Consider the following 19,629-nt stretch of genomic DNA (forward strand, 5'->3'; position numbering starts at 1 on the left):
TTTAGGCCAAACGGGCCTAAAATCGTCCTGTTCTAGCCGGCAATAGGGCTCAAGCCGAAATATCGATGACGCCGCAATCGCCGGCTTCGGAGGCGAAGGCGAGCAGCTTGCCGTTCTTGCTCCAGCTCATCGCCGTGATCGCGCCCTTGCCGGGGCGGCGCAGCAGCGCCTCCTTGCTGTCGGCGATGCGTACGGCGAGAATCATGCCGTCGATGAAGCCGATGGCGAGGATATCTTCGAGCGGATGGAATTTCACCGCGGTTGCCATGATGTTGGCGCGGGTGCCGAGCTCGAGCGGCGCCTTGCCCATCGGCCCGTCCTTGCCCTGGAAGGGCCAGACGATCGCCGCCGGCGCGCCTGACGAAGCGAGCCATTTGCCCTTGATCGACCAGGAGAGCGATTTCACCTTGGCGGGATAACCGGTCATGCGCATGTGGCGGGCTTCGGAGCCGGGCTTGCTGTCTAGCTTCCAGCCGTGCAGCGCGTTTTCCTGCATCGAGGTGACGAGGAAATTGCCATCGGGCGAGAAAGTGACGCCGGTGTGCGCACCCTTCCATTCGAGGTCGACCGGCTTGGCGGTCATGCCGATCCAGTGCAGCGACACGCCGTTATAGCGCGCGGCCGCGATGCGCAGGCCCTTCGGCGCGAAGGCAAGGCCCTCGACCGTGCGCTCCTCGGCAAATTCCTTGGTCGTCCCGTCGGCAAGGCGCACGAGGAAACTCTTGCCGTAGGAGTAGGCAATGGCGCCTTGCGGGCCGGCCGCGACCTGCGAGATCCACTTGCGCGGCGCAGTGGCGAGCTCGCTGACGCTGCCATCGGCAGTAATGCGCAGCACCTTACCATCCTCGCCGCCCGAAATCAGGCTCTCGCTATAGGGATCGCGGATGGCGGTGAGCATGCCCTGGTGGGCTTCGCAAACCCTGTCGCCGCCATCCAGCCGGTGAAACGTGCCGTTGGCGCTGGCGAAGAAGGGGACATCACCTAAAAATTCGACGGCCAGAACGTGGCCGTCGAGATCAAGCGGTGCAACTGTCGGCATCAGGCGGCTGCCTCGCAGGCCTTGAAGGAAGCTTCGAGCTTCTCGCGGTCGAGATCGCGGCCGATGAAGACGAGACGGCTCTCATGCTTTTCGCCTTCCTTCCACGGCCGCTGGTGATCGCCCTCGATGATCATGTGCACGCCTTGGACGACATAACGCTCGGGATCGTCCTTGAAGGCGATGATGCCCTTGAGGCGGAGAATGTTCGGTCCCTGCGTCTGGGTGACCTTTTGGATCCAGGGGAAGAAGCGCTCGGCGTTCATCTGGCCGCCGCGCAGCGATACCGACTGCACCGTCACATCGTGGATCGCCGACATGGCACCATGTTGATGGGCACCATGGTGATGATGCTCGTGCCCGTGGTGGTCATGGTCGTGATGGTGGTGGTCGTGATCGCAGTCCGGGCCGCAGACATGGTCGTCATGACCCTGCTCGAGGAAATGCGGGTCGTTTTCGAGCGCGCGCTCCAGGTTGAAGGCGCCCTGATCGAGCACGCGGGCGAGGTCGACGCCGGAGCGGCTGGTCTTGTAGACGCGGGCGGCCGGGTTGATGGCGCGGACGATGTCCTCGATCACATCGAGTTCTTCCGGGGTCACCAGGTCGCTCTTGTTGATGACGACGACGTCGGCGAAGGCGATCTGGTCTTCGGCCTCGCGGCTGTCCTTCAGCCGCAGCGGCAGGTGCTTGGCGTCGACGAGGGCGATGACGGCGTCGAGCTCGGTTTTGGCGCGCACGTCATCGTCCATGAAGAAGGTCTGGGCGACAGGCACCGGATCGGCAAGGCCGGTGGTTTCGACGATGATGCCGTCAAAGCGGCCGGGACGGCGCATCAGGCCTTCGACGACGCGGATCAGGTCGCCGCGCACCGTGCAACAGACGCAGCCATTGTTCATCTCGTAGATTTCTTCGTCAGACTCGACGATCAGGTCGTTGTCGATGCCGATTTCGCCGAACTCGTTGACGATGACCGCATATTTCTTGCCGTGATTTTCGGACAGGATGCGGTTGAGCAACGTCGTCTTGCCGGCGCCGAGATAACCGGTGAGCACGGTGACGGGAATGGGCTTCTGGGTGGAGATCGCGTCGGTCATGAGAACCTCTAGGATTAGGCGTGCGGCCGAGCGGTTTCAGATCGGCTGCTTCAAACGGTTGGTCTCATATAATGGCATGGGCGCGGCAGTTCAAAGGGTTTTATAATGTTATAAGATCACACCATTGGCCCGGTGCAGATCACCCTTTCATTTCAGTTGCGTGACGTCGAAGGCATCGACATCCTCCAGCAGTTCCACCAGCCCCTTCACCGCATGCGCAATCAGCGCTTCGCCCTTTTCAGCCGTCGCAGCTGCGGCGTTGCCCGCCGCGCCTTGCGGGTTAAGATCCGACATCTTCCAGCCGAAGGCGTGCGGCCCGTAGGCGCGCAGATGTTTGAAGCGCCCGGCAAATTCGCTCTGTCGCGAGGGGAAATCCGCCGCCTTCGCCATATCGACCTTGCCGGGATGAAGCGCCAGCATCACCGACGTCTCGATATCGCCGCCATGGATGCCGATCGCCTTTTCCTCCGGCGATATCACGCCATCCGGCAGGCCGAAGCGGGTCCAGCTCGTCGCCACCGCCAGCATGGCGAAGCGGATCCGCGCCTCGGTGGCGACGATCGTCATTAGAGGCGAATTGCCGCCATGGGCGTTCAGCATCACCAATTTGCGGATTCCCTGCTTCGCCAAACTTTCGGCGATGCCGAGCCAGCGGTTGACCGCTTCGTCGAAGGCGAGTGTCTTCGTTCCTTCAACATCCATATGCTCTATGGAATAGCCGACGGATTCGGCGGGCAGGAAGGTGACCGGCAGGCCGGCCGGCAAGGCCACCTGCAATCGTCCGGCAATGCCTTCGGCAATCAGCGTGTCGGTTTCGAAGGGCAGGTGCGGTCCGTGCTGTTCGTGAGCGCCGAGCGGCAGCACGGCGATCGGGCGGCCGCCGCGGGCAGAGGCCGGGCCGCTGTCGTCGAAGCGGGGCGAAGGCGTCATCATCCGGTCGTTGCCTCTTGTTTATGACGAGATCCTGGGCAATGTCATAACGCAGCGGCGCCGGCGCTTAAAGATCAAAGGGATGGCTATGGGAAAGAAGCATAAGGACGGCAAGAAGAACAAGTCCAAGAAGAAGGACCAGACGGAGTATACGCTCGTCGACCTCTCCCCGGCACTCACCCAGGCGGCTCGTTCCATGCGCACGGTGCTGTCGCGCAACCTGCTCGAAAGCGGTCTCTATGCCGGCCAGGACGGCGTCATTCTCTCGCTGGCCGAGAGCGACGGCATGACGGCCGGCGGCCTTGCCCAGAAGCTCGGCGTCAAGGCGCCGACGATGACGCGCACGATCGGCCGCATGGAGGCGCAGGGTTTCCTCGAGCGTAAGCCCGATGCCGAGGATGCGCGTCTCACCAAGGTCTATCTCACCGAGCTTGGCCGCGGCAGCGTGCAGGCGATCGAGATGGCGGCGTCCGCCTGCGACAGGTTGGCGACGCAGGAATTCTCCGAAAAGGAAATCCGCAATCTCGTCCGGCTGCTGAAGGCGATCGACGGCAATCTCCAGGCCGAAGCCCTCCATGTCGAAGAACCGGACGAAGAGTGAAATTTCCCTGAAAGACGAATTGCCTCCGCCGGTTAAATCTTTTAATTAAACATTTTAAGGGGCCGAGCCGGTTTTCCGGCGGGGGCTTGCTGTCTTGCGTGCTGCCTGGAGGAGGACACGTGGTCCAGAAGATCAAGCTTTCGACGATCGCCGAAACGCTCGGCATTTCAACGGCGACCGTATCGCTTGCCTTACGCGACAGTCCGCTCGTCGCCGGCAATACCCGGGAAAAGATCAAGGAACAGGCGCGCGCGCTCGGCTATATCTACAATCGCCGCGCCGCCAGCCTTCGCACCTCGCGCTCCGGTATCATCGGCGTCGTCGTGCACGACATCATGAACCCCTTCTATGGGGAAATCCTGAAGGCGATCGAAAGCGAACTCGATCGCAGCCGCCACACTTTCATCCTTTCCAACCACTACGACAATGTCGAGAAGCAGCGCACCTTCATCGAGACGCTCCTGCAGCTCGGCGGCGACGGCGTCATCATGTCGCCGGCGATCGGCACGCCGCCTGAGGACGTGCAGCTGGCGGAAGAAAACGGCATGCCGGCGATCCTGGTCGCCCGTTCGATGGAAGGCCAGGACCTGCCGACCTATCGCGGCGACGACAGCTACGGCATTTCGCTCGCCACCAACCATCTGATCGGCCTCGGCCACCGCTCGATCGCGATGATCGGCGGCACCGACCAGACCTCCACCGGCCGCGACCGCTACCAGGGTTATGTCAACGCGCTGCGTAAGGCCGGCATCGAGGTCGACCCGAACCTGCGCATTCCCGGCCCGCGCTCGAAACAGGGCGGCTTCGAGGCGGCGGTGCATTTCCTGTCGCTGCCGCAGAAGCCGACGGCGGCCGTCTGCTGGAACGATCTCGTGGCAATCGGATTGATGAACGGTATTGCCCGTGCTGGCCTGGTGCCCGGACGCGACATTTCCGTCACCGGTTATGACGATCTCGAGGAGGCGTCGATCGCGACGCCGGCGCTGACGACCGTCTGGAACGGCCAGACCGAGGTCGGTCGCCTGGCGGCGCGGGCGCTGCTCGACCGGCTTGCCGGCAGCCACGAGCCTGACGGCATGCATCTGATCAAACCGGAAATGCGCATCCGCCAGTCCACCAGCCCCCATCGGCCCCGCGCCTGAACCAAGACCGCATCCAAGAGGAAAAGCCATGTCCCGCATCGCCATTCTCGTTCCCGGGAAGATACACGAGCGCGTTCTCGAAAGGCTGAAGGATCGTTTTGACATTATCGCCGTTGCGCGCGAGCATAAACTTGCGCTCGACGCCGAGACCGTCGGCCGCATCCGCGGCGTTGCGGTCTCCGGTGCTTTCCCGGGTGCGTGGATGGACCAGCTGCCTGGCGTCGAGGTGATTGCCAGTTTCGGCGTCGGCTATGACGGCATGGACGTGAAGCGTGCCGCCGAAAAGGGCATCGTCGTCACCAATACGCCCGATGTGCTGAACGACGAAGTTGCCGATACGGCGATCGGTCTGCTGCTGAACACCGTCCGCGAATTGCCGCGGGCCGAAGTCTGGCTGCGGGCGGGCAAATGGAAGCCGGGCACGGCCTATCCGTTGTCGCGCTTCTCGCTCAAGGGCCGCCATGTCGGGCTCTATGGCCTTGGCCGTATCGGGCTTGAGATCGCCAGGCGGCTGGAGCCGTTCAAGGTGAAGATCAGCTATCACACGCGGTCGCGCCATGCCGATGCACCTTATGATTATCACCCGACGCTGAAGGGGTTGGCGGAAGCGGTGGATACGCTGGTCGCCATCGTTCCGAAGACGCCGCAGACGCACAAGACGATCGATGCCGATATTCTGGCAGCCCTCGGCCCGAACGGCATTCTCGTAAATGTCGGCCGCGGCTGGACGGTGGACGAGGAGGCGCTGAGCGCAGCGCTTGCCTCCGGCGCGCTCGGAGCGGCCGGCCTCGATGTCTTCTATGACGAGCCGACCGTGCCGGCCGGTCTGCTGGAACCGGCCAATGCGGTGCTCTTGCCGCATGTCGCCTCGGCTTCGGTGCCGACCCGCAACGCGATGGCCGATCTCGTTGCCGACAATCTCATCGCCTGGTTCGAGAAAGGTGCTGCGCTGACGCCGGTGCCGGAGACGCCGCAAAAGCGTTAAAATAGGCCTGATTTCAGCTTCGCCGGTGTCGCACCGTCAGGCGATCGCCTGCACGGGGGTGACCGGCAGCTTGCCGGCGGCGTAGGCGCGGACCGCGTCGCCGAAAGCTTGAAACAGCTGGTTCGAAGGCTTGTCGGTTTCGGCCCAATATTCCGGATGCCACTGCACGCCGACGGCGAAGGCCTTGGCGTCGATGACGGAGACCGCCTCCACCGTGCCGTCTTCGGCGATCGCTTCCACCTGCAGGCGCGGCGCGGTCCTGGCGATCGCCTGCCGATGCAGGGAATTCACCCGAACCTCACCGGGGCCGAGGATGCCTGCGATGCACGAGCCTTCCTTGACGTGAACGCTCTGGCGGATGGCGTACATGCCGTCGCGGTCGACGCCTTCCGGCCGGCGGTGGTCCGAGATGCCGGGCTGTTCCTGGATCTCGCTTGCCAGTGAGCCGCCGAGCGCGACGTTCAATTCCTGGATGCCGCGGCAGATGGCGAGCAGCGGGATGGCGCGATCGATGGCGCGGCGGATGAGCGGCAGGCTGGTGGCATCGCGGGCAGGGTCGAAGGGACCGTCCCGGTCATTGACCTCGGCACCGTAAAGCGAGGGATGCACATTGCTGGCCGAGCCGGAAACCAGGAGGCCGTCGACGCGGTCGAGGATCGCGTCGGTATCGTAGCCTGCCTCGAAAGTGGGGATGATGAAGGCCATGACACCGGCCGCATTCAAGGCGGCACTCAAATATTGATGCTGCACGGCATGCCAGGTCGCGCCGTCGAAGCTGCGGATATCGGCAGGAATGGCAACGATCGGTTTTGTCATATCAACCCCGGTAAAAATCTTCGTGCTTGCTGTTTTTGGCGCCAGAACGGTCTTGAAGTCAACGCTTGGCTGCGCCGGGTGGCCAAAATACGACGGACGCGGCCCGGTGGCTCCGGGATCGCCGCTAAGCCGCTGATTTTGATAGGCGCACCCGCATTGCCTTATTACCGTCCTGATGCCAAAGGCTAATAGACTAAAGCTTGAATCGCGGCCCCCGCCATGCTTAGGTTTGCGCCGGCTGCGGGTGGGGTGAAGATTGGCCGCGCAGTGCCATCCATACGGGAGGTTTTTGATGGATCGTCGTTCGTTTTTCAAGAAGGCGGGAACCGCCAGCGCCGGCGCGGTCGCCGCAACGGCATTGGCAGCGCCTGCGATCGCGCAGGAGAATCCGAAGATCGCGTGGCGCATGACGTCGTCGTTTCCGAAGAGCTTGGATACGATCTATGGCGGTGCCGAGGATATCGCCAAGCATGTCGCCGCGGCGACAGACGGCAATTTCACGATCCAGCCTTTTGCGGCCGGTGAAATCGTGCCCGGCCTGCAGGCCGTCGATGCGGTCGCCGCCGGCACGGTCGAGGCAGCCCATACCACCTCCTATTATTTCGTCGGCAAGGACCCGACCTATGCCATCGGAACGGCCATTCCGTTCGGCCTGAACAGCCGCCTGACCAATGCCTGGTACTACGAGGGCAACGGCAACAAGCTGATGAATGAATTTTATGCCACACAGGGCATGTATGCTCTGCCTGCCGGCAATACCGGCGCGCAGATGGGCGGCTGGTTCCGCAAGGAAATCAATACGCTCGACGACCTCAAGGGCGTCAAGATGCGCATTGCCGGCCTTGCCGGTCGTGTCATGGAGAAGGTCGGCGTCATCCCGCAGCAGATCGCCGGCGGCGACATCTATCCGGCGCTGGAGAAAGGCACGATCGATGCGGCTGAGTTCGTCGGCCCCTATGACGACCTGAAGCTCGGCTTCCACAAGGTGGCGAAGTACTACTACTATCCCGGCTGGTGGGAGGGCGGCCCGACGGTGCATGGTTTCTTCAACCTTGAGAAATGGAGCAACCTGCCGAAGCACTATCAGGCAGCGCTGACCGATGCCTGCGCCTTCGCCAACACCAACATGTTGGCAAAGTACGACTCGAAAAACCCGACGGCGCTGAAGCAGCTCGTTGCGGAAGGTGCGACGCTGCGCCCGTTCAGCCAGGAGATCATGGAAGCCTGCTTCCAGGCAGCGACCGGCATCTACAGCGAAATCTCGGGCACCAACCAGTATTTCAAGAAGATCTACGACGACCAGACCGCCTTCAAGCGGGACGCCTATCTCTGGATGCAGCTTTCGGAATACACTTTCGATACGTTCATGATGATCCAGCAGCGGGCCGGAAAGCTCTGAGGGCTTCCATCGGTGCATGACATTAACGCATGAAAAAACCCCGGATCGCTTGATCCGGGGTTTTGTTTTGGCCGGTTATTTGGCGAGTTATTTGGCGGGCGGCGGCGGCGCTCCGGGCAGGCCGAGTGGCGGCAGGGTCAGGCCGGGGATCTGCGGCGCGCCATTGCCGCCGCCGCCCAGCGGCGGAAGGCCGAGCTGGCCGCCGAAGCCCGGGACCTCGATCTTGATCGAGTTCGGATCGACCTTCGGGCCGTGATCCAGCCAATAGGTCACCGATTGCGGCCAGAAGATCACGATCGCCACCAGGATCAACTGCATGCCGACCCAGGGCAGGGCGCCCATGTAGATATCCGAGGTCTTGACGTCCTTGCCGGCGATCGAGCGCAGGTAGAACAGCGCGAAGCCGAAGGGCGGATGCATGAAGCTCGTCTGCATGTTGACGCAGATCAGCACCCCGAACCAGATCAGGTCGATGCCGAGATGGGAGGCGACGGGGGCAAGCATCGGGATGACGATGAAAGCGATCTCGAAGAAATCGAGGAAGAAGGCGAGCACGAAGATGAAGAGGTTGACGAAGATCAGGAAGCCGACCGGGCCGCCGGGAAGGCCCGACAGCATGTGCTCGATCCAGCGCGAGCCGTCCATGCCCTGGAAGACCAGGCTGAAACAGGTGGAGCCGATCAGGATCATCACCACCATGGAGGTGATGTGGGTGGTCGATGTCATTGCCTGGCGGATCAGCGGCCAGGTGAGGCGGCGATTCATGGCAGCGAGGCCCATGGCGCCGACGACGCCCAGCGCCCCGGCTTCCGTCGGCGTCGCAAGGCCCATGAAGATCGTGCCGAGCACCAGGAAGATCAGCACGATCGAGGGCACCATGCCCATCAGCACTTTGGCGAGCAGCGCCCAGTTGAAGTCGCCGCGCACTTCCTTCGGCAGCGGCGGCATCGATTTCGGCCGGATGATCGACATCACCAGGATGAAGAGCACGAAGATCGACACCTGCAGGATCGAGGGGCCGATCGCGCCGAGATACATGTCGCCGACCGACCGGCCGAGCTGGTCGGCGAGAACGACGAGCACGAGCGAGGGCGGGATCACCTGGGTGATGGTGCCCGAGGCGGCGATGACGCCGGTCGCAAGGCGCGGGTTGTAACCGTAGCGCAGCATGATCGGCAGCGAGATCACGCCCATGGTGATGACGGAGGCGGCGACCGTGCCGGTGATGGCGCCGAGCACCGCACCGACGAGGATGACGGCATAGGCAAGGCCGCCCGGTATGCCGCCGAAGAGTTTGCCGGTGCCTTCGAGCAGATCCTCGGCCAGCCCGCAGCGCTCCAGCACCGCGCCCATGAAGGTGAAGAAGGGGATGGCGAGCAGCAGGTCGTTGGAAAGGATGCCGAAGAAACGCAGCGGCAGCGCCTGCAGGAAGACTTCGCCGAAATGGCCGGTGACGATGCCGATAATGCCGAAAAACAGGCCGACGGCGGCGAGCGAAAAGGCGACCGGAAAGCCGTAGAGCATGAAGATAACCATGCCCAGGAACATCGCCGGCGGAATGATACCGAAATCAAACAAATCCGTTCCTCCCGAGGCGCTATTGCAGCGGCTTTTCGTATGTCGTGTCGATGCTGATATGGCCGGTGAGGGCGGCAATCCGCTTGATCAGCTCGGAAAGCCCCTGGAGAGACAACAGTCCGAAGCCGGCGACGAGGACCAGCTTGACGGGCCAGCGAATCAGCCCGCCGGCATTGCCCGATATTTCCCCCTGCTGGTAGGACAGCGTGAAGAAGGGCCAGCAGAGCCAGGTGAGGAAGACGCAGACCGGGATGAGGAACAGGATGAGGCCGACGATGTCGATCCAGATCTTCGCCTTGTCGGACACCGCACCATAGATCAGGTCGACGCGGACATGCTCGTTGTTGCGCAGCGCATGCGAGGCGCCGAGCATGACGACGAAGGCGAAGAGATACCATTGGATCTCGAGCCAGCCGTTCGAACTGTAATTGAAGGCGTAGCGGACGATGGCGTTTCCGGCGCTGATCAGACAGCAGAACAGCACCATATATTCGGAAAGTTTGCCCATGATCCGACTGACCGAATCGATCAGCCGGCTTGCCGCCAGAAGTCCCGACATTCGTTTCCCTTGTTCTTGCCCTGCCGTTTTTCCGGCAGCTTTCCCTCTTGCAATCGATGTAGACCACGGCCTTCGAAATTGGAAGGATAAATGCCTCGGCTTGGAGTATAGTCTTAGAGGCGCCGACCGGGCCGTGTGACCATGTAATAATTCGACAACCCTGGCGTGGATAAAAAATTTCAATAATCTCGCCAAGAGGCTGCATTAACGCGTGTAAGCTGTGCGGTTCATCCTCTGGTTTTAGAAAATTTGACCAAATGTTTGATTCCATTGAAATCAATTTTTAAAGGGTTCGGCTTAGAATTCCCGCGCACAGGGAAAGTGTGGATGAAGCCAGATAACCCGAACAGGGTCCCTTTAGATGTGTATCTGTCGTTTGTGAGCTCCCTTTCCGGGAACCGCATGACGCTTCTTGCCGGCGTGATCGTGCATGTCGCAACCTGCCTTGCCGTCGCCGCCAAGACCCAGTCCTTCGTCTACATCCTGCTGGCCGCCGCTTTCCTCCTGGTCTTCTGCATTCGCATGGTCATCTTCCGGCAGTTCGATGGTGTCGACAAGGAGAGCCTGTCGCACGACGGAATCGAGCGCTGGGAGCGGATACTGGTCGCCGGTGCGGCCTGCACCACCGCCCTGCTTGGCCTTGCCAGCGGCTACGCCATCTTCGTCGTACACGATTCCTTTGCCGAACTTGCCTGCATTGCCGTGACCATGGCGACCATGGTTTCCGTCGTCGGCCGCAATTACGGTTCGCGGCTTGCGGTCGACCTGCAGACCTTCTCCTGCTGTCTGCCGATGATCGTCTGCAGCCTGATGGCACTGGATTTCTATCGTGGTCTGCTGTCGATCTTCCTCATTCCCTTCTGGCTGACGACGCGGGCCATGGCGAACGGCGTGCGCGAGTTCCTTTATGAGAATGTCATCGCGCGCCGGGAAATCACCATTATCGCCGACCGCTTCGATACGGCGCTCAACAACATGCCGCATGGCCTGGTCATGGTCGATGCCGAAAACCGGATCCAGGTCGTCAATCGCAAGGCCTGCGAGCTTCTGAAGATCGGCGCGCCGGAGCGGCTGAAGGACCGCGATCTCGGCGCCGTGCTGCGCTACGGCGCGCGCTACAGCTTCATGGACGCTTCGCAGCCGGAGCTCATCCTGCGCCAGCTCACACAGGTCGCCGAAGGCAATCTGTCGCGCACGCTCATTCATTTTCCCGAAGGGCTGTCGCTGGAATTCTCCGCCAGCCGAAGGGCCGACGGCGGCGCCGTGCTGATCTTTGAGGACGTGTCGAGCCGGGTGAAGGCGGAGCAGAAGATCATGCACATGGTCCGCTTCGATGCGCTCACCGGCCTGCCGAACCGGCAATATTTCGGGCAACTGGTGCAGGAGTATCTCGCCAAACATCCGAGAAAGTCCGGGCCGCTCGGCTTCATGGTTCTCGATATCGATGAATTCAAACATGTCAACGACATGCGCGGCCATGTCACCGGCGATCATCTGCTCTGTGCTATCGCCGCCCGCATCAAGCAGGCCTCCGGCAACGCCATTCTCGGCCGGCTGATGGGCGACCAGTTCATCCTGTTCTTCCCGCATGCGAAAGAGCCGGGCTTGCTCGACATCGAGATCCGCCGCGTGCATGCGGCGATCCAGGGCCACTACGAGGTCGATGAGCTGACCTTCCTCGTTTCGCTCAGTGCCGGTTATGCCATCCTCGAAAGCACCGCCTTCGCCATGGACGAATGGAGCGTCAAGGCGGATCTGGCGCTGTTCGAAAGCAAGTCCCGCTTCAAGGGCGGCATCTCCGGCTTTGAACGGGAAATGGACGGCCGCTACATCGAGCAGCAGAAGCTGAAGGCGGATCTGCGCGAGGCGGTTTCGGCGCAGGCGCTGCATCTGGTTTTCCAGCCGATGTTCCGGGCCGACGGTTCGCGGATCGAATGCGCCGAGGCCTTGGCGCGCTGGGTGCATCCGGAGAAGGGCTCGATCCCGCCCGATGTCTTCATCCGGCTCGCCGAGGATATGGGCATCATCTCCGACATCACCCGCTTCGTCCTGTTCAAGGCCTGCAGCGAATGCATGAACTGGCCGGATCATATCGCCGTCTCGGTCAACCTCTCGGCGCGCGATCTCAGGGATGCCGACATTCTTCAGGTGGTCGCCGATGCGCTTGCCCATTCCGGCCTCGACGCGGCGCGGCTGCATCTCGAAGTCACGGAAAGCTGCCTGATCGACGAGCCGGCGGCCGTGCGCGCCATCCTGGCTGAACTCCGGGCCCGCGGCATCACCATCGCCATCGACGATTTCGGGACCGGCTTCTCCAGCCTCAGCTATCTCGATACCCTGCCGCTCGATATCGTCAAGATCGATCGCTCCTTCGTCCGCAATATCGTCGAGGATACCCGCCGCCTCAAACTCCTGCGCGGCACGGTCCATCTCGCCCGCGAACTGGGGCTGAAGATCGTCATCGAGGGCGTCGAGACCGAAGAGCAGCTCGCCCTGCTCAACAAACATCGCAGCACCGACCTCGTACAGGGCTATGTTTTCTCGCAGCCCGTGCCTTCCCAGAATATTCCGCTGTTGCAGCAGGGTATCGGCCGCCGCCCCGTTCAGCGTCGGCGCAGCAAGGTCGCCTAAGCCATCCGCATCGGCCGCTCTTGCACTGACAATTCTCCGCACCGTTAACCTTAATACTTTATAAACGGCCCGAATTATCGGATTTCCTTGCCTAAATCTCGTCGGCATATGATTAATGATCCGTTAACGAGCGGATCGGGAAAATGTCAGAGACACTGTTCAAGCGTAGCGATTTCAGCGCGAAAATTTTGGAAGTTTTGGACCATGTCGAGTATCGCCGCGTCGAAAGCAGCGAAGACATGGAGCAGGTAGAACGCCTGCGCTACAAGGCCTACAAGGCCCACGACGTGCTTGCGCTCGCTCCGAAGGGGCTGCTTGACGACAGTGATTTCGACAGCCACGCCTATATTTTCGGCCTGTATTATTATGGGGAATTGGTCAGCACCATCCGGGTTCATTATGTGACACCGGAGCATCGCCTCAGCCAATCAGGCGGCGCCTTTCCCGAGGCGATGGATGAGCTTCTGGATGCGGGGCTGACGCTGATCGATCCGGCGCGTTTCGCGGCCGACCCCGAACTCACCGCCGATCTGCCCTGGGTTCCCTATCTGACGCTGCGGCCGACCATCGTCGCGGCGGCGTATTTCCGTGCGGACCGGGTTCTGCAGTTCGTTCGGCCGCCGCATGCGGCCTTCTACAAGCGGGTCTTCTATGCCGACACGGTCGTGCCCGGCCGGCTGGCGAAGAATTACGGGATCGACATGACGCTGATGGCGACGAACGTGATCGAGGTCGGGCGCAAGCTGTTGACGCGTTATCCCTTCTTCATCTCCAGCGCCAGCGAGCAGCGCATGATGTTTTCGCGCAATCCCAACGACACCTTGCCGCCGCTCACCATCATTCCGACGGCGCGCTTCGTGCCGCAGGGCGAACTCGGCACCGACCTGCCGCTCTGATTTCTGTTCTCTCGCGGAGAGATTTGAGTGAAAACAATGAGGGGCGATGACAATCACAGTCGTCGCCCCTCGTGTTTTCGCCCGGATAGATAGCATGTCGTTGCGAGGAATCGCTGCACATTTCCGCGCGTTGCCGCGGCATTCTCATGCATTGCGCTTTCGCCTGTCATTGTGTAATTCCTGCAGGCAGGGACTTCCCTCGCCAGCCGAGGGAATCAGGCAGCGCAGAGGCATTTCAGGGAGACGATATTTATGGCCGAACATCATACCGGACCGGTCGAGACCGGCGCGCCGATGGATTACAAGGAACATGAAAAGACCTACGACATGTTCATTACCGCCACGAAATACGGCTCGATGCTTCTCATCGTCCTGCTGCTTGCGATGACCGCAGGTTTCTTCGGCGGCGCCGGCCTTCTCGGCGGCCTCTTCGTCTTCATCATTCTTCTCGCTGCCGGCGTCTTCCTGGTCCGCTGATCGCGGCAAAGGGAAGGCTTCGCCGAAGCTTGTGACTGAAGCGCGTCGCGATCGTTCCGATTCGCTGCTTGCGCTTCAGGTCTTTATTTTCTCGCATATCGTTATCGCAGAACCGCCGGACAGTTTTGCGCGACATGCTTTAGGTGCTTGGCCTGCGCAGGGAAGCCTGCGGCGGTCTGGCTGACCCGGAGGAGGGGGCAGTTGGGCAATATCGTTTTCGTTGCAAGGGAAATTGCGGGCGAGGAGACGCGTGTCGCGGCCTCCGCCGAGACCGTGAAAAAGATGAAAAGCTTCGGCTTCGATGTCGTCGTCGAAGCCGGTGCCGGTGCTGCGTCGCGCGTTCCGGACGCAGAGTTCGAGGCGGCGGGCGCCAGGATCGGCAGTTTTGCCGATGCCGGCTCCGCCGATGTGGTGCTGAAGGTGCGCCGCCCGAGCGAACAGGAAATTTCAGGCTATAAAAGCGGCGCCGTCGTCATCGCCATCATGGATCCCTACGGCAATGACGAAGCGATCGCGGCTCTGGCAAGCGCCGGCCTTTCGGCTTTCGCCATGGAACTGATGCCGCGCATTACCCGTGCACAATCGATGGACGTGCTGTCGTCCCAGGCCAATCTCGCCGGCTACCAGGCCGTCATCGAGGCGGCGGCGGTCTATGATCGCGCCATGCCGATGATGATGACGGCTGCCGGCACCGTGCCGGCCGCCAAGGTCTTCGTCATGGGCGCTGGCGTCGCCGGTCTTCAGGCGATCGCCACCGCGCGGCGCCTGGGTGCTGCGGTCTCGGCCACCGACGTGCGCCCGGCCGCCAAGGAGCAGGTCGCCTCGCTCGGCGCCAAGTTCATCGCCGTCGAGGACGAGGAGTTCAAGGCGGCGGAAACGGCTGGCGGCTATGCCAAGGAAATGTCCGCCGACTATCAGGCAAAGCAGGCCGCACTCGTGGCCGAGCATATCGCCAAGCAGGATATTGTCATCACCACAGCGCTGATCCCCGGCCGCGCGGCGCCGCGGCTTGTTTCGCGCACCATGCTCGCGGCGATGAAGCCCGGCGCGGTCGCCGTCGACCTCGCCGTCGAGCGCGGCGGCAATATCGAGGGCGTCGTCGCCGGCGAGATCGCCGATGTTGACGGCGTCAAGGTGATCGGTTTCTCCAATATGCCGGGCCGGGTCGCGGCCAGCGCTTCGGCGCTCTACGCCAAGAACCTCGTCACCTTCCTGGAGACGATGGTCAACAAGGAAAGCCGGAGCGTCGTCGTCAACCTCGACGACGAGCTCGTCAAGGCGACGATGCTGACCTATGCCGGCGACGTGGTGAATCCCGCCTTCGGCGGCGCGAAGAAGGGAGATCTGTGATGGCCAGTGAAGCAATGGACAGAGCGCTGGAACAGCTCGACCAAGCGGTTAGCGCCGTTGCCACCGCAGCGGCCCACGCGCCGGAAGCGGCCAGTGCTGCGACCGGCGGGGCGATCGATCCCTTCGTCTTCCAGCTGGCGATCTTCGTCTTGTCGATCTTCGTCGGTTATTACGTCGTCTGGTCGGTGACCCCGGCGTTGCATACGCCGCTGATGGCCGTCACCAATGCGATCTCCTCCGTCATCGTCGTCGGCGCCCTTCTGGCGGTCGGCATCTCGACAAGCGGGCTTGCGACCGGCTTCGGTTTCGTGGCGCTCGTACTCGTCTCGGTGAACATTTTCGGCGGATTCCTGGTGACGCAGCGAATGCTCTCGATGTACCGCAAGAAAGACCGGTGAGGAACCGATGACCAATATCGCAGCCTTCCTCTACCTCGTCTCCGGCGTTCTCTTCATCCTGGCACTGCGGGGTCTCTCGCATCCGGCCACCAGCCGTAGGGGCAATCTCTACGGCATGATCGGGATGGGGATCGCCATCCTGACGACGCTGGTGCTGGCGACGCCGAATTTCGGCGGCTTCGTGCTGATCATCCTCGGCCTTGCCATCGGCGGCAGCGTCGGTGCCTATGTCGCCCGCACCATCGCCATGACCTCGATGCCGCAGCTCGTCGCCGGTTTCCATTCGCTGGTCGGCCTTGCCGCCGTCTTGGTGGCGGCCTCGGCGCTCTATACTCCCGCCTCCTTCGGCATCGGCGAGATCGGCCAGATCCACACGGAGGCGCGCGTCGAAATGGCCCTCGGCGTGGCGATCGGCGCGCTGACCTTCACCGGCTCGATCATCGCCTTCCTGAAGCTTGACGGACGCATGTCCGGCAAGCCGATCCTGCTGCCTTACCGGCATATGATCAATGCGACCCTGCTGGTGCTGATCGTGCTGTTCATCATCGGGCTTGCCGCCACCGAAAGCCATTTCGACTTCTGGGCCGTCGTGGCGCTGTCGCTGGCGCTCGGCGTTCTCTTGATCGTGCCGATCGGCGGCGCCGATATGCCGGTCGTCGTCTCGATGCTGAATTCCTATTCCGGATGGGCTGCGGCCGGCATCGGCTTCACACTCGGCAATCTGGCGCTGATCATCACCGGCGCGCTTGTCGGTTCTTCCGGCGCCATTCTTTCCTACATCATGTGCAAGGGCATGAACCGTTCCTTCGTCTCCGTCATCCTCGGCGGTTTCGGCGGCGAGACGGCATCGGGCGGGCCGGACACTTCAGACAAGACCGTCAAGCTCGGTTCGGCCGAGGATGCGGCCTATCTGATGGCCAATGCATCGAAGGTCATCATCGTGCCGGGATACGGCATGGCGGTCGCCCAGGCCCAGCATGCGCTGCGCGAACTCGCCGACAATCTGAAAAAGAACGGCGTCGAAGTGAAATATGCGATCCACCCTGTCGCCGGCCGCATGCCCGGCCACATGAACGTGCTGCTCGCCGAAGCCAATGTTCCCTATGACGAGGTCTTCGAACTCGAGGATATCAATTCCGAATTCGCCCAGGCCGACGTCGCCTATGTCATCGGCGCAAACGACGTCACCAATCCGGCGGCGCGCGACGACAAGACCTCGCCGATCTACGGCATGCCGATCCTCGACGTCGATCGGGCAAAGACCTGCCTGTTCGTCAAACGCTCGCTCGGCTCGGGTTATGCCGGCATTGATAACACGCTGTTCTACAAGGACGGCACGATGATGCTGCTCGGCGACGCGAAGAAAATGACCGAGGATATCAACAAGGCAATCGCGCATGGATGACGCCAATACAGCCGCCCCTCGGGCGGCTGTTCGATTGAGGGGGGATGGCCTGTGCCGTCATACCTCGCCCGGCACGAGCGTCATCTTCTCGACCCCGATGGCGAGGTTCAACCCCTCCTGGGCCTGGACATTGAGCGGCTGCAGCATGAATGCTTTGTTGGTGCCGCCGGCGATCACCTTGGCACCGGCGCCTGCACCGATGCTCGCATCCGCCCCGACGCCGTAATATTCGCCGGCCAGCGCGAATTGCGGCATATCCGTGCCGGTTTTTGCCAGCACCTGCCAGATCATAACGCTCTTGCCGGTCTGGCCGATGTCGAGGCCGAACTTCTCGATTTTACCGGCATACACGGCCTTGGCGCCGCCTGATGCCGGCGTATAGGTGCAGATCAGGTTCTTCTGCGAAGTGATGATCAGACCCTGGCCGCCATCCGATCCGCAGACCAGGCGGCCAAGCGTGACATAGCTTTCCGCGCCGGCCGGATTTGCCCAGGCAGCGGCTGCCAGAGCCGCGGCTGCGATCATCGTTTGCTTGAACATGGTCTTTCTCCTTGGGAACGACCTGTTCGAAACGGGTAGAGGTGGCGATTGTTCCGGGAGCTAGTCCCGCTGTAGCGTGGCGCGCTGGGCCGTGAGCACCCACAACAGTCCCTCGGGCCGGAAATCGACCTGCACCGTGCCGCGGAAGGCGGAGGCGGCATGGGCCTTGATGACGGTTGTGCCGAAGCCGGAGCGGGTCGGTTCTACCACAGGCGGGCCGCCGCGCTCCTCCCAGGTGAAGCGGAGCAGGGCATCCGGCTTGTCCTCCTCCCTGACATCGTGCCATTCGAAGCGGACACGGCCTTGCGGGACGGAGAGCGCACCATATTTCACCGAATTGGTGGCGAGTTCATGCAAGGCAAGGCCGAGATTCTGCACCGCATCCGGCTTCAGAACGAAATCTTTGCCTGTGATTTCAATCTGTTCACGCGATTGCGGGAAGGCCTGCAGGTGGATGTCGACAACCCGCCGCAGCGATACGCCTCCCCATTGCTCGCTGGTCAGAAGTTCGATCGACCGCACCAGCCCTTCGAGGCGGTCGGCGACGGCGGCCTGGAAGGTCTCGACGCTATCGGCCTGTTTGGCGAGCTGGCGCATCATGGCCTGGGCCAGCGTCAGAAGGTTTTTGGTGCGGTGGACGAGTTCGTGCATGACGAAGCGCAGCCGGTCTTCGGTCTGGCTGCGATCGAAGGAGGCATTCGAAAGGGCGATCGCCACCTGGTTTGCCTCGATGACGCTGGTCTCGACCGGCGAGACGATATGGCCTTCGCCCATGCGGTTGGCCATTTCGGCGATATCGCGGATGGTGGTGCGAACCTGCCTCGCCACGGCATAGGCGCCGAGCACGGCGACGAGCACCAGGGCGACGCCGCCGATGATGAGGAAACGCCAGGTGCTGAGGATCGATGCCTGGGCGATCGGTCCCCAGATCACTGTTTTCCACGACCAACCGGGAATTCTGGAATAACCGAGCAGCATGTGCGGCAGGATCGTCTCGTCCTGGAAGACACCGCGCGAAGCGGTGAACGCCGGCAGGATGCGTGGATCGAAGGGCGTGCCGGGTTCCAGATTGGCGGGGCCGGTGGCGGCGACTACATGGCCGCTCTGATCGATGACGGCGGCCGACCAGCCAGGAGCAAGGCCCTCGGTGGTCACCAGCTTGCCGAGATCCTTGGCGTCCTGCGTAATGATCAGGGCTGCGACCGGATCGTTCTTCCGCGGCAGGGTGACGTTATAGACCCAGTCGCCGCTGGTGCGGCCGCGAAAGACGTCGGAGGCCTCGATGCGACCGGTGGTCATGACTTCCTGGAGGGCCGGGATATTCGCTATCTCGCCGAGCGGGGTGCCGAACGCCCGGCGCGTATTCAAGAGTTGCTGACCCGTGCGGTCGACGGCGATGACGAACAGCGAATTGTCTCTGAGGGCGGTTTCCGTGCGCTGGTGAAAGGCGGCGAGATTGCCGTCTTCGAGTTCCGGCGAACTCGAAAGCAGCCGCAGCGTCGTTGCCATGTCCTGAAGCTGGCGGTCGATGATGCGCGACAGGGCGACCGCATCCTGGGCCGTCTCGCGCCTCAGCGTCGAGCGCTGATTGTCCTCAAGCTGCAGCAGCAGCAGGGTTACGAAAGCGAAGATCGGCAGTGCGATCGCCACCGCCATGGCGACGAGATAGGTGCCGATCGAGGCCTTGGGAAAGAACAGTGCGACGATTTTCATTTATTGCGCCACATCGCATGCAGCAGCGGGCAACGGTTTTCGCGAGCGGTCAGGAAAGCAAAGATCCGCATCTCTCGCA

General features: G+C 62.1%; 18 protein-coding genes. 10 read left to right on the forward strand and 8 right to left on the reverse strand.

Annotation, left to right across the window (positions count from 1 at the left end):
* Positions 1–49 precede the first annotated feature (49 nt).
* The 3 genes from ATY75_RS10895 to ATY75_RS10905 form a co-directional block, all read right to left on the reverse strand.
* A complete protein-coding gene (locus ATY75_RS10895; RefSeq protein ID WP_088937554.1) occupies positions 50–1,039 on the reverse strand; it encodes a WD40 repeat domain-containing protein in 990 nt (329 codons plus the stop codon).
* The gene (locus tag ATY75_RS10900) at positions 1,039–2,130 is read right to left on the reverse strand and encodes a GTP-binding protein (protein ID WP_088937555.1); all 1,092 of its coding nucleotides are present in this window, start codon (positions 2,128–2,130) and stop codon (positions 1,039–1,041) included. The genes ATY75_RS10895 and ATY75_RS10900 overlap by 1 nt, the downstream gene beginning before the upstream one ends.
* A gap of 147 nt (positions 2,131–2,277) precedes the next feature.
* Positions 2,278–3,063: a creatininase family protein gene (locus tag ATY75_RS10905; RefSeq protein WP_088937556.1), complete on the reverse strand. Its 786-nt coding sequence runs from the start codon at positions 3,061–3,063 to the stop codon at positions 2,278–2,280.
* 85 nt (positions 3,064–3,148) lie between these two features.
* On the opposite strand from ATY75_RS10905, the gene ATY75_RS10910 reads away from it, so the two are divergent.
* The 3 genes from ATY75_RS10910 (at position 3,149) to ATY75_RS10920 (ending at position 5,788) form a co-directional block, all read left to right on the forward strand.
* On the forward strand, positions 3,149–3,661 hold the full coding sequence (locus tag ATY75_RS10910) for a MarR family transcriptional regulator (protein WP_064841452.1): 513 nt from the start codon (positions 3,149–3,151) through the stop codon (positions 3,659–3,661).
* 119 nt (positions 3,662–3,780) lie between these two features.
* Entirely contained in the window at positions 3,781–4,803 is a 1,023-nt protein-coding gene (locus ATY75_RS10915; RefSeq protein ID WP_003590238.1) for a LacI family DNA-binding transcriptional regulator, read from the forward strand.
* A 28-nt stretch (positions 4,804–4,831) separates the two neighbouring features.
* Positions 4,832–5,788, forward strand: a complete 957-nt coding sequence (locus ATY75_RS10920) for a 2-hydroxyacid dehydrogenase (RefSeq protein WP_088937557.1) — start codon at positions 4,832–4,834, stop codon at positions 5,786–5,788.
* A 36-nt stretch (positions 5,789–5,824) separates the two neighbouring features.
* Here ATY75_RS10920 and ATY75_RS10925 read toward each other — a convergent pair whose 3' ends face one another.
* Positions 5,825–6,604 carry a gamma-glutamyl-gamma-aminobutyrate hydrolase family protein gene (locus ATY75_RS10925; RefSeq protein WP_088937558.1) on the reverse strand — a complete coding sequence of 260 codons (780 nt, stop codon included), beginning with the start codon at positions 6,602–6,604 and terminating at the stop codon, positions 5,825–5,827.
* 292 nt (positions 6,605–6,896) lie between these two features.
* Between ATY75_RS10925 and ATY75_RS10930 the strand changes: the two genes are divergently transcribed.
* Positions 6,897–8,003: a TRAP transporter substrate-binding protein gene (locus ATY75_RS10930; RefSeq protein ID WP_064840744.1), complete on the forward strand. Its 1,107-nt coding sequence runs from the start codon at positions 6,897–6,899 to the stop codon at positions 8,001–8,003.
* An 87-nt stretch (positions 8,004–8,090) separates the two neighbouring features.
* On the opposite strand, the gene ATY75_RS10935 is transcribed toward ATY75_RS10930, so the two are convergent.
* Positions 8,091–9,581, reverse strand: coding sequence for a TRAP transporter large permease subunit (locus ATY75_RS10935; protein ID WP_088937559.1), 1,491 nt, complete (start codon positions 9,579–9,581; stop codon positions 8,091–8,093).
* Positions 9,582–9,600: 19 nt separating this feature from the next.
* Entirely contained in the window at positions 9,601–10,140 is a 540-nt protein-coding gene (locus tag ATY75_RS10940; RefSeq protein WP_064840742.1) for a TRAP transporter small permease subunit, read from the reverse strand.
* A 327-nt stretch (positions 10,141–10,467) separates the two neighbouring features.
* Between ATY75_RS10940 and ATY75_RS10945 the strand changes: the two genes are divergently transcribed.
* The 6 genes from ATY75_RS10945 (at position 10,468) to ATY75_RS10970 (ending at position 17,297) form a co-directional block, all read left to right on the forward strand.
* Complete coding sequence (locus ATY75_RS10945) at positions 10,468–12,771, forward strand: EAL domain-containing protein (protein WP_065092518.1); 2,304 nt, start codon at positions 10,468–10,470, stop codon at positions 12,769–12,771.
* 143 nt (positions 12,772–12,914) lie between these two features.
* Complete coding sequence (locus tag ATY75_RS10950; RefSeq protein ID WP_007631761.1) at positions 12,915–13,667, forward strand: hypothetical protein; 753 nt, start codon at positions 12,915–12,917, stop codon at positions 13,665–13,667.
* Between the two features lie 252 nt (positions 13,668–13,919).
* Positions 13,920–14,144, forward strand: a complete 225-nt coding sequence (locus tag ATY75_RS10955; RefSeq protein ID WP_049734747.1) for an aa3-type cytochrome c oxidase subunit IV — start codon at positions 13,920–13,922, stop codon at positions 14,142–14,144.
* Positions 14,145–14,345: 201 nt separating this feature from the next.
* A complete protein-coding gene (locus ATY75_RS10960; RefSeq protein WP_088937560.1) occupies positions 14,346–15,494 on the forward strand; it encodes a Re/Si-specific NAD(P)(+) transhydrogenase subunit alpha in 1,149 nt (382 codons plus the stop codon).
* Positions 15,494–15,892 carry a proton-translocating transhydrogenase family protein gene (locus ATY75_RS10965; RefSeq protein ID WP_065092516.1) on the forward strand — a complete coding sequence of 133 codons (399 nt, stop codon included), beginning with the start codon at positions 15,494–15,496 and terminating at the stop codon, positions 15,890–15,892. The genes ATY75_RS10960 and ATY75_RS10965 overlap by 1 nt, the downstream gene beginning before the upstream one ends.
* A gap of 7 nt (positions 15,893–15,899) precedes the next feature.
* Positions 15,900–17,297 carry an NAD(P)(+) transhydrogenase (Re/Si-specific) subunit beta gene (locus ATY75_RS10970; RefSeq protein WP_071091020.1) on the forward strand — a complete coding sequence of 466 codons (1,398 nt, stop codon included), beginning with the start codon at positions 15,900–15,902 and terminating at the stop codon, positions 17,295–17,297.
* A 57-nt stretch (positions 17,298–17,354) separates the two neighbouring features.
* Here the strand turns inward: ATY75_RS10970 and ATY75_RS10975 are convergent, their stop codons facing one another.
* Positions 17,355–17,837 carry a DUF992 domain-containing protein gene (locus ATY75_RS10975; protein WP_064840737.1) on the reverse strand — a complete coding sequence of 161 codons (483 nt, stop codon included), beginning with the start codon at positions 17,835–17,837 and terminating at the stop codon, positions 17,355–17,357.
* Positions 17,838–17,897: 60 nt separating this feature from the next.
* On the reverse strand, positions 17,898–19,550 hold the full coding sequence (locus tag ATY75_RS10980) for a sensor histidine kinase (protein ID WP_088937561.1): 1,653 nt from the start codon (positions 19,548–19,550) through the stop codon (positions 17,898–17,900).
* Between the last annotated feature and the right edge of the window lie 79 nt (positions 19,551–19,629).

Origin of the sequence: Rhizobium sp. N122 (assembly GCF_002211295.1) — a bacterium.
In the GTDB taxonomy this organism is placed as follows: domain Bacteria; phylum Pseudomonadota; class Alphaproteobacteria; order Rhizobiales; family Rhizobiaceae; genus Rhizobium.